The 16,537-nt window shown below is 69.2% G+C and carries 13 protein-coding genes; 6 read left to right on the top strand and 7 right to left on the bottom strand.

All coding sequences use genetic code 11. The annotated features are described in order from the left end of the window. Positions 1-2: 2 nt before the first annotated feature. From ACGF8A_RS01960 to ACGF8A_RS01940, 5 genes are all read left to right on the top strand, one after another. Complete coding sequence (locus tag ACGF8A_RS01960; protein ID WP_393103209.1) at positions 3-515, top strand: protein jag; 513 nt, start codon at positions 3-5, stop codon at positions 513-515. 105 nt (positions 516-620) lie between these two features. After that, entirely contained in the window at positions 621-1,337 is a 717-nt protein-coding gene (rsmG, locus tag ACGF8A_RS01955) for a 16S rRNA (guanine(527)-N(7))-methyltransferase RsmG (protein ID WP_393103207.1), read from the top strand. A gap of 304 nt (positions 1,338-1,641) precedes the next feature. Then, on the top strand, positions 1,642-2,715 hold the full coding sequence (locus tag ACGF8A_RS01950) for a ParA family protein (protein ID WP_393103826.1): 1,074 nt from the start codon (positions 1,642-1,644) through the stop codon (positions 2,713-2,715). Beyond that, a complete protein-coding gene (locus ACGF8A_RS01945) occupies positions 2,712-3,815 on the top strand; it encodes a ParB/RepB/Spo0J family partition protein (RefSeq protein WP_393103205.1) in 1,104 nt (367 codons plus the stop codon). The genes ACGF8A_RS01950 and ACGF8A_RS01945 overlap by 4 nt, the downstream gene beginning before the upstream one ends. 334 nt (positions 3,816-4,149) lie before the next feature. Next, positions 4,150-4,767, top strand: a complete 618-nt coding sequence (locus tag ACGF8A_RS01940) for a GNAT family N-acetyltransferase (RefSeq protein ID WP_393103203.1) — start codon at positions 4,150-4,152, stop codon at positions 4,765-4,767. A gap of 123 nt (positions 4,768-4,890) precedes the next feature. Here the strand turns inward: ACGF8A_RS01940 and trxA are convergent, their stop codons facing one another. From trxA to ACGF8A_RS01905, 7 genes are all read right to left on the bottom strand, one after another. After that, the gene (gene trxA / locus ACGF8A_RS01935; RefSeq protein ID WP_393103201.1) at positions 4,891-5,223 is read right to left on the bottom strand and encodes a thioredoxin; all 333 of its coding nucleotides are present in this window, start codon (positions 5,221-5,223) and stop codon (positions 4,891-4,893) included. 43 nt (positions 5,224-5,266) lie between these two features. Beyond that, entirely contained in the window at positions 5,267-6,235 is a 969-nt protein-coding gene (gene trxB / locus ACGF8A_RS01930) for a thioredoxin-disulfide reductase (protein WP_393103199.1), read from the bottom strand. A gap of 216 nt (positions 6,236-6,451) precedes the next feature. Next, a complete protein-coding gene (locus tag ACGF8A_RS01925; RefSeq protein WP_393103197.1) occupies positions 6,452-7,366 on the bottom strand; it encodes an anti-sigma factor family protein in 915 nt (304 codons plus the stop codon). Continuing rightward, a complete protein-coding gene (gene sigM / locus ACGF8A_RS01920) occupies positions 7,363-8,088 on the bottom strand; it encodes an RNA polymerase sigma factor SigM (protein WP_393103195.1) in 726 nt (241 codons plus the stop codon). Before sigM ends, ACGF8A_RS01925 begins: the two co-directional genes overlap by 4 nt. Positions 8,089-8,115: 27 nt before the next feature. Then, entirely contained in the window at positions 8,116-9,840 is a 1,725-nt protein-coding gene (locus ACGF8A_RS01915; RefSeq protein ID WP_393103193.1) for a protein kinase family protein, read from the bottom strand. A 140-nt stretch (positions 9,841-9,980) separates the two neighbouring features. Further along, complete coding sequence (murJ, locus tag ACGF8A_RS01910; RefSeq protein ID WP_393103191.1) at positions 9,981-12,284, bottom strand: murein biosynthesis integral membrane protein MurJ; 2,304 nt, start codon at positions 12,282-12,284, stop codon at positions 9,981-9,983. Positions 12,285-12,327: 43 nt separating this feature from the next. Beyond that, the gene (locus tag ACGF8A_RS01905; protein ID WP_393103189.1) at positions 12,328-14,718 is read right to left on the bottom strand and encodes a DUF6049 family protein; all 2,391 of its coding nucleotides are present in this window, start codon (positions 14,716-14,718) and stop codon (positions 12,328-12,330) included. Between the two features lie 257 nt (positions 14,719-14,975). On the opposite strand from ACGF8A_RS01905, the gene ACGF8A_RS01900 reads away from it, so the two are divergent. Next, positions 14,976-16,415: a CCA tRNA nucleotidyltransferase gene (locus ACGF8A_RS01900; RefSeq protein WP_393103187.1), complete on the top strand. Its 1,440-nt coding sequence runs from the start codon at positions 14,976-14,978 to the stop codon at positions 16,413-16,415. Positions 16,416-16,537: the final 122 nt, after the last annotated feature.

The following is a 16,537-nucleotide window of genomic DNA, read 5'->3' as shown; positions in this document are numbered from 1 at the left end:
CCGTGACGGAAGGCACCACCTCCGCCGCTGCCGAGGGTGCAGACACCCTGACCCGCCTGGAGCAGGAGGGCGAGATCGCGGCGGACTACCTCGAAGGTCTGCTGGACATCGCCGATCTCGACGGCGACATCGACATGGACGTCGAGGGCGACCGCGCCGCTGTCTCGATCATCAGCGACGCGGGAACCCACGACCTGCAGAAGCTGGTCGGCAGGGACGGTGAGGTGCTGGAGGCGCTCCAGGAGCTCACGCGCCTGGCCGTGCACCGGGAGACCGGTGACCGCAGCCGGCTGATGCTGGACATCGCGGGATACCGCGCCAGAAAGCGCTCCGAACTCTCCGAGCTGGGCGCCAAGGCCGCTGCAGAGGTCAGGAACAGCGGTTCTCCCGTGAAGCTCAAGCCGATGACGCCGTTCGAGCGCAAGGTCGTGCACGACGCCGTCAAGGCCGCGGGGCTGCGCAGCGAGTCCGAGGGCGAGGAGCCGCAGCGCTTCGTCGTCGTACTGCCTGCCTGAGCGGTCCCACGCTCCACCGGCCCCGTCTGTTGCGCAGGCGGGGCCGATCTTTGTCAGCCTGGTAGTCAGCGCGTGCGCGCTGGAGGGTACGGAAGGACGGTCCCCGTGACGGAGGCAGCGGAGCTCCCCACCGCTCCCGAGGAGGCCCGGGCGGTATTCGGCGATCGCTTCGCGGACGCGGTCCGGTACGCGGAGCTGCTGGCCGAGGCAGGCGTACAGCGGGGGCTCATCGGTCCCCGGGAGGTGCCCCGGCTCTGGGAACGTCATCTGCTGAACTGCGCGGTGCTCTCGGAGGTCGTCCCTGAGGGCGTCACCGTCTGCGATGTCGGTTCCGGTGCCGGTCTGCCGGGTATCCCGCTGGCCCTGGTCCGCGAGGACCTGAAGATCACGCTGCTGGAACCCCTGCTGCGGCGGACGAACTTCCTCACCGAGGTCGTCGAACTGCTCGGCCTGGACCATGTCACGGTCGTGCGGGGCCGCGCCGAGGAAGTCATGGGCAAGCTCCCGCCGGTCCATGTGGTCACGGCACGGGCGGTGGCCCCACTGGACCGATTGGCCACCTGGGGCATTCCGTTGCTGCGTCCCTACGGTGAGATGCTCGCGCTCAAGGGCGACACGGCGGAGGAGGAGCTCAAGGCCGCGAGTACCGCGCTGAGCAAACTCGGCGCTGTCGGCACTTCCATCCTGCACGTGGGAGAGGGCGTCGTGGACCCCCTGTCCACGGTCGTACGTGTCGAGGTCGGGGAGAGCCCCGGCGGGGTTCGGTTCGCGGCGAAGCGGGCGAAGGCTGCACGGACGGGGCGGGCACGCCGGCGCCGCTGATCCGTCCTGAGGACGAGACGTACTCCACACAAGCTGCCAAACCTACGCACCCCGGAGTGTCGCGACAGTCCGGTCGCGGCTGCTGTGCATCGTGTTTCACGTGAAACGTCGCTCACTGCTGCACGGCATCATCAGCCGCGGTCGCGCCGCGGCCGAACCCCGAGACCGCAAGCCTCTCGGCTCACTCGGCGAGGCTCCGGCCGTTTCGGATGACATTCCGTCCCCCTCCGGGGGCACGGAGTTGTCCACAGAGGTGGATTTCTCCACAGAACACCAGGCCTCACTGGTTCACGACCCCGAAGGCATGGGAGGCTCTGTTCATTGCGAGCCTGTAGTCGAGGAGAGTGAATCCTTGCGGTCCGACGCCAACATCGCGGGACCGATGACCGATCCGGTCCCCGGTCCCCGTACCGAGTCGCCGGGGGACGATGTTTCACGTGAAACACCGCCCCCGATGGACGACACTCCCATCGGTCGTGCTGCCCAACTGGCGGTCGAGGCTCTGGGCCGGGCCGGTGAGGGTCTGCCGAGACCTGATCAGACCCGTGTCATCGTCGTCGCCAACCAGAAGGGTGGGGTGGGTAAGACAACGACGACGGTCAACCTTGCCGCGTCGCTGGCTCTGCATGGCGGGCGCGTCTTGGTGATCGACCTCGACCCGCAGGGCAACGCGTCCACCGCTCTGGGGATCGACCACCACGCGGAAGTCCCGTCCATCTATGACGTGTTGGTCGAGAGCAAGCCGCTCTCGGAGGTCGTCCAGCCGGTTCCTGATGTCGAGGGTCTCTTCTGCGCCCCAGCCACGATCGATCTCGCCGGTGCGGAGATCGAGCTTGTGTCTCTGGTGGCACGGGAGAGTCGTCTTGAGCGGGCGATCCAGGCCTATGAGCAGCCCCTGGACTACATCCTCATCGACTGCCCGCCCTCCCTGGGCCTGTTGACGGTCAACGCGCTCGTCGCGGGCCAGGAGGTTCTCATCCCGATCCAGTGCGAGTACTACGCACTGGAGGGTCTGGGGCAGTTGCTGCGCAATGTCGACCTGGTACGGGGGCACCTCAACCCCGCGCTGCATGTCTCGACGATCCTGCTCACCATGTACGACGGCCGGACACGTCTTGCCTCCCAGGTGGCGGACGAGGTTCGTAGCCACTTCGGTGAAGAGGTGCTGCGGACGAGCATCCCGCGCTCGGTCCGTATCTCCGAGGCGCCGAGTTACGGTCAGACGGTCCTGACCTACGATCCAGGTTCGAGCGGTGCCCTCTCCTATCTTGAGGCGGCACGAGAAATCGCGCTGAAGGGTGTGGGCGTCAGCTACGACGCGACGCACGCACACATCGGCGCCCAGAGCGACCAGAGCATGGTGGAGGGGATCCAGTGAGCGAGCGACGGAGGGGACTGGGCCGTGGTCTCGGGGCGCTGATCCCTGCGGCCCCGACCGAAAGGACGCCGGCCCAGACAGCGGTGGGAGGTGCTGCATCCACGTCTCCCGCGGCGGTGCCGGTGCTGACAACTGACCGGGGCGTGGCTGCGGCCAAGGTGGCCACACTGCCGCCTGTTTCACGTGAAACCGCAGAGCCGTCGGTGGACGACGGGGTGGACATGCCCGCACCTCCCATGGGCGCCCATTTCGCCGAGCTGCCGCTCGACTCCATCACACCCAACCCACGTCAGCCCCGTGAGGTCTTCGACGAGGACGCGCTGCAGGAGCTCGTCACCTCCATCAAGGAGGTCGGTCTTCTCCAGCCGGTCGTCGTACGCCAGCTGGGCTACGCCCGCTATGAGCTCATCATGGGCGAGCGGCGCTGGCGGGCTTGCCGTGAGGCGGGCCTTGAGGCGATCCCGGCGATCGTGCGCGCCACGGACGACGAGAAGCTCCTCCTCGACGCGCTGCTGGAGAACCTCCACCGGGCGCAGCTGAACCCGCTGGAAGAGGCAGCCGCCTACGACCAGCTGCTGAAGGACTTCAACTGCACGCACGACCAGCTGGCCGACCGCATCGGCCGGTCCCGTCCACAGGTCTCCAACACGCTGCGTCTGCTGAAATTGTCGCCGGCCGTTCAGCGCCGGGTGGCGGCGGGTGTGCTTTCCGCCGGACACGCACGCGCGCTGCTCTCCGTGGAGGACTCGGAGGAGCAGGACCGGCTGGCGCACCGGATCGTGGCCGAGGGTCTCTCGGTGCGGGCCGTCGAGGAGATCGTGACTCTCATGGGGTCGCGGCCCAAGGCGGCTCAGCGTTCCAAGGGGCCACGGGCCGGCGCTCGCGTCTCCCCGGCACTGACCGACCTCGCGACGCGTCTGTCGGATCGCTTCGAGACCCGGGTCAAGGTCGACCTCGGCCAGAAGAAGGGCAAGATCACCGTGGAGTTCGCCTCCATGGAGGACCTTGAGCGGATTCTCGGCTCACTCGCCCCGGGCGAGGGACCTGTCCTTCAGAAGAGCCTTCTGGAGGGCGGCGACCTCGAGGAGTCGGACGACTGAGTCCCCTGGCGCGGGCGTGAGCCCGCTCCGCGGACCTTCGTGCGGGTCGTGTCCGGTGTGTACCGGAACACGACCCGCACTTTGCTTTCTGGCGGTATCGAGGGAATCGCTTCATGGATACGATGCGTTCGGGTATGGCGCATCCACCTGGCAGTACGTCTGCGGTACGTCTATGGGAGGCGGGGGCCGTGCGAACGATGAGCCGGACCGGACTGCTGAGCGCGGGACTGGGCCTGGGAGCGGTCGGCGGGTTCGTCGGCAGCCTGCTCAGGGAACGGAGTGCTCTGACTGCCGCTCGTGATGCTGCGAGCGAGGGAAGCGAGGAACAGCCTTCATGGGGCGTCGGCTCGTACCGCTCACGCTGGACAACCTTCAGGATCTACCCCGGCGCTGCCGCACGTGTGTCTTCTGGGAGCTCGACCCAGTCAGCGGCGAGGCCGCGGTAAGGGCGGGTACGCCCGCCCTGGAGAAGGAAGCCTGGATCTCGGCTGTCCTGCTGGAGTGGGGTTCCTGCGGACGGGTCGTCTATGTCGACGACGTACCGGTGGGCTTTGTGCTCTACGCGCCTCCGGCCTATGTGCCACGTTCGACGGCTTTCCCGACCAGTCCCGTGGCGCCGGACGCGGTGCAGCTGATGACCGCGTTCATCGTGCCGGGGTACCAGGGGCAGGGGCTGGGCCGTGTGATGGTGCAGACGGTGGCCAAGGATCTGCTGCGGCGGGGCTTCAAGGCGATCGAGGCCTTCGGGGACGCCCGGTGGAAGGAGCCTGCCTGCGTGCTGCCCGCGGAGCATCTGCTCGCGGTGGGCTTCAAGACGGTCCGGCCGCATCCCACCTTCCCGCGTATGCGACTGGAGCTGCGAACGACCCTCTCCTGGAAAGAAGACGTGGAGATGGCACTGGACCGGTTGCTGGGGGCGGTGCAGAAGGAGCCGGCACTGCGACCGCTGTAGTCGGCAGGGAGATCGCTGGTAAGGCTCCGGTTGATCGCTGACACAGCAAATGGGCCAACCCGGCGGGGTTGGCCCATTCGTGTTTCACGTGAAACATGCGCCGCGCTGCGGCGGCGCCGCCTGCTACTCCGCGATGAAGTCCGCGAGGTCGCGCAGGATCGCGGCCTTCGGCTTGGCTCCGACGATGGTCTTGGCGACCTCGCCACCCTGGTAGACGTTCAGGGTGGGAATCGACATGACGCCGTACTTGGCGGCCGTGCCGGGGTTCTCGTCGATGTTCAGCTTGACGATCTCGATCTTCTCGCCGAACTCGGCAGCGATGGCCTCGAGCGACGGCGCGATCTGGCGGCACGGACCGCACCAGGCGGCCCAGAAGTCCACCAGTACGGGCTTGTCGTTCTTGAGGACGTCCTGCTCGAAGGAGGCGTCGGTCACATTCTTCAGGGTGCCGGCCACGGCGGGCTCCTTAACTGGTTGGTGCGTGGGGTGGGCGAGGGGATTAGACAGTGGTCTTCTCGGGCTCGGCCTTCTCTTCGTCCGCGAGGGCGGCAAGGAAGCGCTCGGCGTCCAGGGCGGCGGAGCAGCCGGTGCCGGCTGCGGTGATGGCCTGTCGGTAGGTGTGGTCCACCACGTCGCCTGCACCGAAGACACCGGTCAGGTTGGTGCGGGTCGAGGGGGCGGTCACCTTCAGGTAGCCCTCCTCGTCCAGCTCCAGCTGGCCCTTGAACAGCTCGGTCCGCGGGTCGTGGCCGATGGCGATGAAGAGACCGGTCACCGGCAGGTCCGAGAGCTCGCCGGTCTTCACGTTGCGCAGCTTCAGTCCGGAGAGCTTCGGGTCACCCTGGATCTCCGCGATCTCGCTGTCCCATACGAACGTGATCTTCGGGTCGGCGAAGGCACGCTCCTGCATCGCCTTGGAGGCGCGCAGCGTGTCCCGGCGGTGGACGACCGTCACGGACTTGGCGAAACGTGAGAGGAAGGTGGCCTCCTCCATCGCGGTGTCACCACCGCCGATCACGGCGATGTCCTGGTCCTTGAAGAAGAACCCGTCACAGGTGGCGCACCAGGAGACACCGCGGCCGGACAGCGCGTCCTCGTTGGGCAGACCCAGCTTGCGGTGCTGCGAACCGGTGGCCACGATCACGGCCTTCGCTCGGTGCACCGTGCCGGCGGTGTCGGTGACGGTCTTGATCTCACCGGCCAGGTCGACGGAGACCACGTCGTCCGGAACGAGTTCGGCACCGAAACGCTCCGCCTGGGCGCGCATGTTGTCCATGAGCTCGGGGCCCATGATCCCGTCCTGGAAGCCCGGGAAGTTCTCCACGTCCGTGGTGTTCATCAGGGCGCCACCGGCGGTGACGGCACCCTCGAACACCAGCGGCTTCAACGACGCGCGCGCGGTGTAGAGCGCCGCCGTGTAGCCGGCGGGCCCGGAGCCGATGATGATCACGTTACGGACATCGCTCACGGCTTGATTCCTCGTCTCTGGACTGCGTCGTTCGACCGGTGAGGGCCCTCTCAGGACTCTCATCCCACCCAACGGATCCTAAGGGGCTCGCATTCCCGTTGTGCCCGGGTACACGGAGAGCCGTCTGCAGAGCGGAGACCCGTTGGGGCGACTGGCCAGGCGAGGGTTGCGGATGCCTTCTGAGGGGCTCTTGCGTTCCCAGGAGGACCGGTGCCCTCAGGAGTGCGCGTAGGAATGCTTCAGCAGCACCTCGGCCGAGGCGGAAGGCGAATCCTTCACGCACGTGGCGTCCACGACATAGGCCGTGACACGCGAGGGGTCCGAGGTGTCAGGCATGACCACGAGCAGAGCAGTCGTCCCCTGATACGTGCCGTTCTCGGTTGCCAGTGCGTCGTCGTCCCGACCGATACCGTTCTGGACGCACTCGGGCACCGGAACGGTGGGCTTGGTGAGGATGCGCGGGCCCTCGCTGCCGGGGTCGGACTGCGCACCCAGGTCGCGGGGAGTACGCGAGGAGCCACCGGACTTCTCGCTCTTGGCCAGGAGGTCCGCGACCTGCTGCTCCAGCTTGCCCGCTGCGAAGGTGTCCCCGGCCGAGGGCTTTCGGCCTTCGGGCGTGGTGCCCTGGTCGCCCTGCAGGGAGGAGACGAGTAGCGAGGCCAGCCCCAGGGCGCCGACGGAGAGCACAGCCCCCAGAACGGCCACCCTGCGACGCCGGCCGTGCTTGCGTTCCTTGCGGCCCGGCCCCGTGGTCGTTGTGCGGGCGCGTCCCGCGGGTCGAGCCGTCACGGTCGATGTTTCACGTGAAACATGCGCGCCGTCGTTCACGCGGGCCGCTTCCACGGGGGCGATGGCGCTCGCCGTGTCCGGCGCCGTGGCATCGAGTAGTGCCTCTGCCGCGAGAGCGGCATCGATTCGCTCTGCGACATCGGCGGGCATGCGTGCCGGTCCCGGCAGCGTGCCGAGCACGCCGCGGATCTCTTCCAGCGAGGCGAAGACGTCCGCGCAGAGATCGCACTCGTCGAGATGGCGTCGCACGTCCGCTGTGCGGGACGATGGCAGCAGGCCCTCGGTGAGGTCGGAGATCTCCGTGACGTCCGGGTGCCCGGCCGTGTCCGTCGTGGAAGTCACGTTCGCCCACCTCCGCCCTTCACAGCAGCTGAGTCGCTTGGCCCTGCATTCCGTGGGCCCGCGTCGTGCGGTCCCGCTGCCGGTGGGACGGATGTCCCCTCAGCCCGGTTCCGTCCGGCGGCCGGATCTTCGTCCTCGCCGGTGTTCTCCGGTCGCAGATGGGTGAGCAGTGGCAGGAGCTTGGCTCTGCCACGGGCGCACCGGCTCTTCACCGTGCCGGTCGGGACGTCAAGGACGCGGGCGGCCTCGGCGACCGGGTAGCCCTGCATGTCCACCAGGACGAGGGCCGCACGCTGATCGAGCGGGAGAGTGCCGAGCGCTTCGAGGAGCTGGCGGTGCAGATCGTTGCGTTCGGCAGGCGCAGAGGCCGACTCATGGGGCTCCAGCAGCTGCTCCAGCCGCTCGGTGTCATCGACCGGAGCCGTCTTGCGGGAGGCCGCCTTGCGGGCACGGTCGAGGCAGGCGTTCACCGTGATGCGGTGCAGCCATGTGGTGACGGCCGACTGCCCGCGGAAGGTGTGGGCGGCACGGTAGGCGGAGACGAGAGCGTCCTGGACCGCGTCAGCGGCCTCCTCACGGTCTCCCAGCGTCCGCAGTGCGACCGCCCAGAGCCGGTCGCGGTGCCGCCGCACGATCTCACCGAAGGCGTCGGGGTCGCCTTCCACATGGCGGGCGAGCAGATCCTGATCGCTCGCCGTCTCGTACCCGGCGCCTTCCGCCATCGGACCCCCTCCCCCTTCGGTGAGACGTCAGCCCGTGAACTTCACGTCGGTCACGGCCTGCTTGTAACCGGCGCCGCTGTAGCCGTCGGTGGGCGCGTTCGGCACTGCCGTGATCCACACCAGCACGTACTGGGTCTTCACCGACTTCGACGCCTTCACGCTGAGAGAGGTGCCGCTCGCCGTGGCGGTTCCGATCTCCTGCATTCCGTCGACGCCGGTCGAAGGGGTCAGCGAGTCGGTCGCGTAAAGGTGAACCGTCGTGTGGTCACCCGGGTACCGGAGCCCTATCGACGCGGCCGAGACCTCCTGGGACGAGCCGAGGTCGTAGACGATGCCCACGCCGGGCTTGTAGGGAGCAAGTTCCGGACCGTCGTTGTAGCGGTTGGTGCGCCAGTACGTCGAGCCGTCGCCGTCGTAGGTGAGGCCGACGTCGCCGGGGGCCTGGGCCTCGCCGCTGGCGACGTACTCCTGAGCCCCGGCGATGGTGAGCGGCTTGGCAGCCGGCTTCTTCTCCACGGAGCCCTTTTCGTTCCCGTCCGTCGTCTGCGACCTGTTCGGGTCGTCCGACTGGTTGCCCCGTTCCATCAGCGCGTCCGCGAGCTGCCAGCTGCCCAGCCCCAGCGCGGCGATGAGCAGCGCGGAGACGGCCCACTTCAGGGCCTTGCCGGTGCGGCTCTGCAGCGGAGACGGCGGGGACGCGACCGGCTGGGGGACACCGGGATGCGGTGTGGTGCGGCCGTACGTGCCCTGCTGGTACGTCGTGTGCTGGTAGTCCGGCGGCGCGCTGAAGGCGGTCTCCGGCGGGCGGATGCGGGGCATCTCGCCGACCGCCTTCACCAGTTCCTCCGGTGTCGTGCAGGGGGACTCGTGGCGGGAGGCGGTCGCACCGTCGTTGACGAGCGCACGCATGGCGAGCTCCGACAGGCCGCGGTGGACTCCGGCGCGCACCTGGTCCGGAGGGATGAGGCCGACGTCCTTGGGCAGTCCCGACAGACCGTAGGCATCGCTCTCGTACGGCCAGCGCTGCACCAGCGACGCGTACAGCAGGGCCCCGATCGCCTCGGTGTCGGCGCGCTGCGGGGTGTCGGAACTGATACCGCGCAGCGCGGCGTTCACGGCCAGGCCGCGGATGCGCCACTGTCCCGTGGACGTGCGCAGTACGGCGTTGGGGTTCAGCCGGAGATGGGCGAGGCCCTCGCGATGGGCGGCGGCCATGGCGGCGGAGACCTGGCTGACCATCTGGTAGGCGTCGTGCGGCTCCAGCGGACCGGCGGACAGGAGTGTGGTGAGCTCCGTGGCGTCGGGCAGCCACTCGTGCACGACGTACACGAGGTCGTTCTCCTCGACAGCGTCGAGGACCTGGACGAAGCGGGGGTCGCCGAGCAGCGCGGAGGAGCGGGCCGCGGCCAGCACGGCGCGTGCCCGCGAGTGGTCCGCCGGCAGGACGTGCACGCCGACGGCGCGGCGCAGCTTCTCGTCCACCGCACGCCAACTGCTGAAACCGTCCAGACGGGTGACACAGTCCTCGAGGCGGTAACGTCTGGCGAGCTTGTGACCGCTGTGCAGTTCGGGCGGCGTCGCCTTCGCTCCGGGACCCTCGGTCCCGCCACTCCCCTGTGCCACGTCGTGTTCCGTGATCCGCTCCGGGTTCTTGGCCACCCCGTCGGCCGTGGACTGGTCCGCCTTGGCGGTCAGCGGCTCGTCGCCGCTGTTGTCTGCCACGTCGACGGCAGCCGTGCTCCGTTCCGCCACCGTCGTTCCTGCCTCCCCATCCATAGCGCGCCGGCCTAACCCCGTTGCGCGCCGTCCGACGCCGAAACCAATTGTGCCCACAGTCCGCCGCTTAGCACGACACGCGATGGCGGACGATGGTTGTGCGCGTACCCCCCGATTCAGCGGCCCAGACGCCCTCGGACCATACCGACCAGCGAGTTCAGCTCCTCGATACGCATGCGCCGCGCGGCCACGTAGAAGACGCCCAGCAGGACGGCTCCGCCGGCCACCAGCGCGGCGAGCGAACCGGCGACGCCCTGTCCAAGAGCCTTGGAGATGTAGTAGCAGGCCGCGCCGCTCAGCAGCGCAGCGGGTACCGAGGCGATGCTCAGGCGCGCGTACGTCCGCATGACGCGGGCGCCGTCCAGGTCGCCGCCCAGCCGCCTGCTCAGCCGGCGCCACGCGACACCTACTCCGATCACGTAGGCCAGGCCGTAGGAGGCGGCCATGCCGACCACGGCCCAGCGGGACGGGAGTACGAAGTAACACAGGGCTGACGCCGCGGCGTTGACGCCGGCCACGATCACCGTGTTGTAGAACGGGGTCCGTGTGTCCTCGTACGCGTAGAAGGCCCGCAGGACGACGTACTGCACGGAGTACGGGACCAGTCCGAGACCGAAGGCCATCAGCATGAAGCCCATGTTCGTGGCCTCGCTGCTGCCGGAGGAGCCGAACATCAGCGTGCACATCGGGATGCCGAGCGCGAGGAAGCCGAAGGCGATGGGCACGATCGCCACTGCCGTCGTCCTCAGCCCCTGGGAGATGTCGTCGCGGACGGCGCCGGCGTCGTCCTCCGCCGCGGATCGCGCGAGGCGGGGCAGCAGGGCGGCCATGAGAGAGACGGTGATGATGGCCTGGGGAAGGCCCCAGATCAGCTGGGCGTTGGCGTAGGCGGCGAAGCCCGTGCCGTCTACGGGCGAGGCCTTGCCGGCCGCCGTGGACAGCTGGGAGACGACGATGGCGCCCGCCTGGTTCGCGAGGACGAACAGCACGGTCCACTTCGCGAGCGTCACGGCCTTGCCGAGGCCGTGGCCCTTCCAGTCGAAGCGCAGACGCGGGCTGAATCCGGTCTCGCGCAGGTACGGGATCATCGCCAGGGCCTGGACGACGAGTCCGAGCAGCACTCCGACGCCGAGGAGCTGTTGTCCTTCCGGCGGAATGTTCGTGACCTTCATGCCGGAGTGCTCGGCGGTGCCGTACACCCACAGGAACATGCCGAGCGTCACGATGATGACGACGTTGTTCAGGACCGGCGTCCACATCATGGCGCCGAACCGGCCGCGTGCGTTGAGGATCTGGCCCATCACGACGTGGATCCCCATGAAGAAGATCGAGGGCAGGAAGAAGCGCACGAAGGTGACGCCGACCTCGTTGGCCGCCGGGTCGCTGGCAACCGCGTCGGACAGCAGGCGGATCAGGAGGGGCGCGCCGAGGAAGGAGAGCACGGTGAGCGCGCCGAGCGCCACCATGACCAGCGTGAGCAGCCGGTTGGCGTAGGCCTCGCCGCCGTCGTCGTCCTCCTTCATGGCCCGTACGAGCTGCGGCACGAAGACCGAGTTGAGGCCACCGCCGACGGTCAGGATGTAGATCATCGTCGGCAGCTGGTACGCCACCTGGAAGGTGTCACCGAGCAGGCCGACGCCCAGCGCCGAAACGATCAAGGCCGACCGGATGAACCCGGTGAGCCGGGACACCATCGTGCCCGCCGCCATCACGGCGCTCGACTTCAGCAGACCCGCGGCCCGCCCGCCCTTCGCCGGGGCGGCGGCAGCGGGCGCGGACTCGGCGGCGTGCCGCGGCGCGGGCGCCTGATACTGCTCGGCCGGCGCCTGGGCACCGCCGCCGTACTGGCCCTGCGCGGCCGGTGTCCCGTCGTGCTGGTCCGCCGGCCCGTGCCCGGTACCCGGAGCGGCGGCCGGACCCGGCACGCCCGCGTAGTCCGTCGGGGGACGGGCGCCGGTCTGCTGCTGGTCACGGAACAGGTGCGCGAAGGCGTCGTGTTCGTGACGCTGCTCACCGGCCTCGGTCACCAGGTCGTCGACACCCACGTACTGGGTGGTGCGGGGGTCGTCGCCGTACGGCAGGTGCTGGGTGGGGCCCGCCGGCTCGGGGGCCGGGGTCTGGGCCCACACGCGAGGGTCGGGTGCGTACGGCGACTGCGGCGGCTGGGCGTACAGGTGCTGCGGCGGCGGGTACGTGCCGGGGGGCGGCGGCGGGTGCGCGGCGCGATCGTAGAGCGCCTCCGTTACCGGGTCCTGGGCGGCGAGGTCCTGCGCCCGGTAAGGGTCCTGCTCGTAGGCGTCCTGGAGGTACATGTCCGCGGGGTGCTGCGGCGGCACCTGGCCGTGCTCGGGCGGCGGACCCTCGGGGTGGCCCGAGCTGCCCGCGGCCTGGCCGCGGTCACCGTCGTACGGCGCGTTCATGGTTACCCCACCTCATCGTCCCGGGCCCACCGGCCACGACATCTCAACGGTCAACTCTCTCACCCGTCCCGGACGGGTCGGCGCTTTCCGCTGGGGTGTCCGGCCCAGGGTCACTCGGCTGCTCCGGGGCGCCTGCGCCGGGCCGCGGGCCGGACTCCTTCTGGAGACGGTCGGCGGGGCCGTCGGGGTTCTGCGAGGCCTCGGCGGAGTCGTCGGACATCTCCGTGCCGTCCTCCTCGGTCTCCCGTGCGGCCGCCCGCTTGCGCTGGGTGTACATCCGGAAGCCGGCGAGGACGAGGAGCAGCACGCCGCCGCCGATGACCAGCATCACCGTGGCGGTGATCTCGGTGACCTTCACGTCGAAGTAGACGGCTCGCCCGTAGGCCCTGCCGTCCTTCGTGAACAGCTGGGCCTTCACGGTCACCCGGCCGTTTGCGTTGGCCGATGTGCCGAACTTCACCGACTGGCTGTGCCCGCCCGAGACCGTGACGGGCTGCTCGGCGTAGCCGTTGCCGCCGAACTCCAGCCTCGTCGGACTGGTCGAGGTGAGGCGCAGGACCAAGTGGTCGACGTCCTGCACCAGGTTGTTCTGGACTGTCACGGGGATCGTGGCGCTGCGGCCGGAGAGCTTGGTCTCCGACTTGTCGATCAGCGTCACCCCCTCGGCGAGGCCGTCCAGGTAGTCCTCCACCCCGTCGCGGTAGTTCTGGGCCTCGGTGGCCCGGCCGCGCCAGGACGTGGACATCTCCCGGTTTATGGCGCGCCCGAAGGGTGTCACGACCCGGGACTGGTCGGTGAGGATGACCCGGAAACCGTCGAGTTTGGTCTGCGTCCGCGCGATCTGCTCGAAGGCCCAGCGCGGCAGTTCCTGCTTGCGCAGCGACGTGGGGTAGTCGGAGGCCGACGGCACCTTCCTGGCGGCCGCGGGATCGGGCTTGGCCTTGGCGGCCGCGGCCAGGGTCTGGGATTCGCTCCAGCCGCCGGTCTGCAAGGACGAGATCGCCTCGGCCATCGCCCGGGCCTGGCTGGCGGTCGGCATGCGCTGGGGGGCGACGACGATGCTGCGCTGCTGGTTCGTCTGGAGGTTGAGGGCGAGGCTCTGGGCGAGGAACTTCTGCACGGACAGCGTCTTCGCGGAGGCCCTCGTCAGATCGCCCTGGAAGGCTCTGGACAGCCGCGCGTCCGCGACCACCGCGGTGGTGCCGCCGCCGATGGGACGCGCCGCGGACGGCGTGTACGACAGGGCGCTGGTCTCCTCGAGGCTGTCGCTGCGGGCGATCACCTTGTCGGCGCCGGCGGAGGTGGCGACCTTGACGATCGACGGGTCCACGGCGCCGTCGACGGGCCAGGCGAACTCTGTGTTCGGCTTCACATGGAGGATGGGCTCCACGGTGTTGGCGACCACGTCCGTGGCCTCCTTGAGGCGACTGAGCGAGCCTGTGACGCTCGTGCCGTTGTGGGCGAGGGAGGCCAGGTCCGGGTCGGCGTAGGGCAGGGCGACGACCTCCTTCTCCGTCACCGCCTTCTGCAGATCGGCCAGCCACTGCTTGGCGACCGCCTGGTGCTTGCCCGGCACGGTGGCATCGCCTTCACCCTGCACGCGGTAGCCGCGCGCCATCGCGTCCACGGAGGCGAGCAGGTCCGGGTCGATCACCCAGGTGACGTCGAGGTCCCTGCCCCGTGACACCAGCTGCTCCAGGCGGCCGCCCGGAGAGATCTCCTTGGCCAGCTCGTCGTCGCGGAAGACCGGCGTCTGCTGCTCGTTCGAACCCGTCTCCGCCGTCATGTGCGCGGTCGAGATGAGCGGCCACAGGAACGTCGTCCTCGTCTTGGTCCCGGCCTCTTCCGGCTGCCACGGCAGGAACGTCCGCTGGATGCCGAGCACCTGGTCCCAGGGCTGCGCGGACGTCTCGCCGGAGAGGGCGACACCGAGCTGGTAGACACCGCTGTCACCGAGGTCCAGTTCGTCGACGGGCACCGAGATGCTGAAGCGCTGGGCGACGCCCGGCGTGAGCCTGGCGAACTCCTGGCGATAGGTGTCGTCGATCTGTGTGCCGTCGGCGTCCGGGGAGTGACCGGTACGCCTGGCGACGCTGTCGATCGACGAGCGGGTGTTGATCTCGGGCCCTGTACGCAGGTCCACATGGGCGTCGGTGATCGTCTGCTCGCCCTTGTTGGTCACCGTGCCCGAGACGGTCAGGGTGTCTCCGCCGGTCGGGGCGCTGGGGCTGAGTGAGTCGAGGGCCACGGACACGGTACGGGAGCCGGAGGCCTCCTGCGCGCGGGTGCGCCCGGCGGCGTCCGCGGCGGGGACTCCCGGCAGCTGGAGCAGCCCTGCCAGCAGCGGTGCCCCGGCCAGCAATGCTCCGCTACGCCTCAGCCACCGGCAGGCAGCTGAGGGACTCGTCCCCTGGAAGTCTGCCGCCTCGGCCACGCGCTTGCCCGTCCCTCGTCGTCGTCAGTGGTCGTCGGTATGTGCGTCCACGCATGGTAACGATGCCCGCTGAGGGGAAGTGCCGCGGTCCGGTCCACAAGATCGGGGGAGCGGGTGCCACTGCCCCGATTGTGAGCCTATGAAGGGGAACGCCTCCGAACGTCGTGAGGGCGGGCCTTGTGACAGGCTGGCGCCGGCGTTCGCCCGCCCTTAATCGAGACGCTCGCGGTCGTCCGGGCCACGTACCCTGTTCTGTTGTGCCGAACGCCAACGATGACACCCGTGCCCTGAGTCAGGTGCCGCCCCACGCGACGAGTGAGTCGCTGCGGGTCGCGCCTGTCGCCGATGACCTTGCCCGCCGCTTCCAGGAGGCCGGGTTCTCACTCGCCCTGGTCGGTGGCTCGGTCAGGGACGCGCTGCTCGGCCGGCTCGGCAACGATCTGGACTTCACGACCGACGCCCGCCCCGAGGACGTGCTGAAGATCGTCCGGCCGTGGGCGGACTCCGTGTGGGATGTCGGGATCGCCTTCGGCACGATCGGTGCTCAGAAGGACGGCTTCCAGATCGAGGTGACCACCTACCGGTCGGAGGCCTACGACCGGACCTCGCGCAAGCCGGAGGTGTCGTACGGCGACTCCATCGAGGAGGACCTCGTCCGGCGCGACTTCACGGTGAACGCGATGGCTGTCGCGCTGCCGGAGAAGAAGTTCATCGACCCGCACGGCGGTCGCGACGACCTGGCGGCCCGGGTGCTGCGTACGCCGGGCACACCCGAGGAGTCCTTCTCGGACGATCCGCTGCGGATGATGCGGGCGGCGCGTTTCGCGGCCCAGCTCGACTTCGAAGTCGCTCCCGAGGTCGTCACGGCGATGAAGGAGATGGCGGGGCGCCTGGAGATCGTCTCGGCCGAGCGGGTCCGGGAGGAGCTGAACAAGCTGGTCCTCTCCCGTAACCCGCGCAAGGGACTGACGCTGCTGGTCGACACCGGGCTCGCCGATCACGTGATGCCCGAGCTGCCGGCCCTGCGGCTGGAGAGTGATGAGCACCACCGTCACAAGGACGTCTACGACCACACACTGATCGTCCTGGAGCAGGCCATGGCGCTGGAGGAGGAGGGCCCGGACCTGACTCTCCGCCTGGCCGCGCTGCTGCACGACATCGGTAAGCCGCGGACCCGTCGCTTCGAGAAGGACGGCCGGGTCTCCTTCCACCATCACGAGGTGGTCGGCGCGAAGATGACCAAGAAGCGGATGGCGGCGCTCAAGTACTCCAACGAACTCGTGAGGGACGTCTCCCGCCTGGTCGAGCTGCACCTGCGTTTCCACGGCTACGGCACCGGTGAGTGGACCGACTCCGCCGTCCGCCGCTATGTCCGGGACGCCGGACCGCTTCTCGACCGTCTCCACAAGCTGACCCGCTCCGACTGCACCACGCGGAACAGGCGCAAGGCAGCGGCGTTGTCACGGGCGTACGACGGCCTGGAGGAGAGGATCTCCCTACTTCAGGAGCAGGAGGAGCTGGACGCCATCCGTCCTGACCTGGACGGCAACCAGATCATGGAGATCCTGGACGTCAAGCCGGGCCCAGCGGTCGGCCGCGCCTACAAGCACATGCTGGAGCTTCGTCTGGAGAACGGCCCGATGGGCCATGAAGCGGCGGTCGCGGCGCTGAAGGAGTGGTGGGCGGAACAGAGCTGACGCCGCGGGGGGGGGGGGGGGGGGGGGGGGGGTTCAAACCCCCCCCCCCCCCGCGGGGGCGGCGGGCGAGGGGGGGGGTTTTTGGGGGAAACCAACCCCGCGATGACGGGGGGGGGTGGATG

This window comes from Streptomyces sp. NPDC047706, assembly GCF_043204795.1.
GTDB lineage: Bacteria > Actinomycetota > Actinomycetes > Streptomycetales > Streptomycetaceae > Streptomyces.
This window is presented reverse-complemented; position numbering and strand designations above follow the sequence as displayed.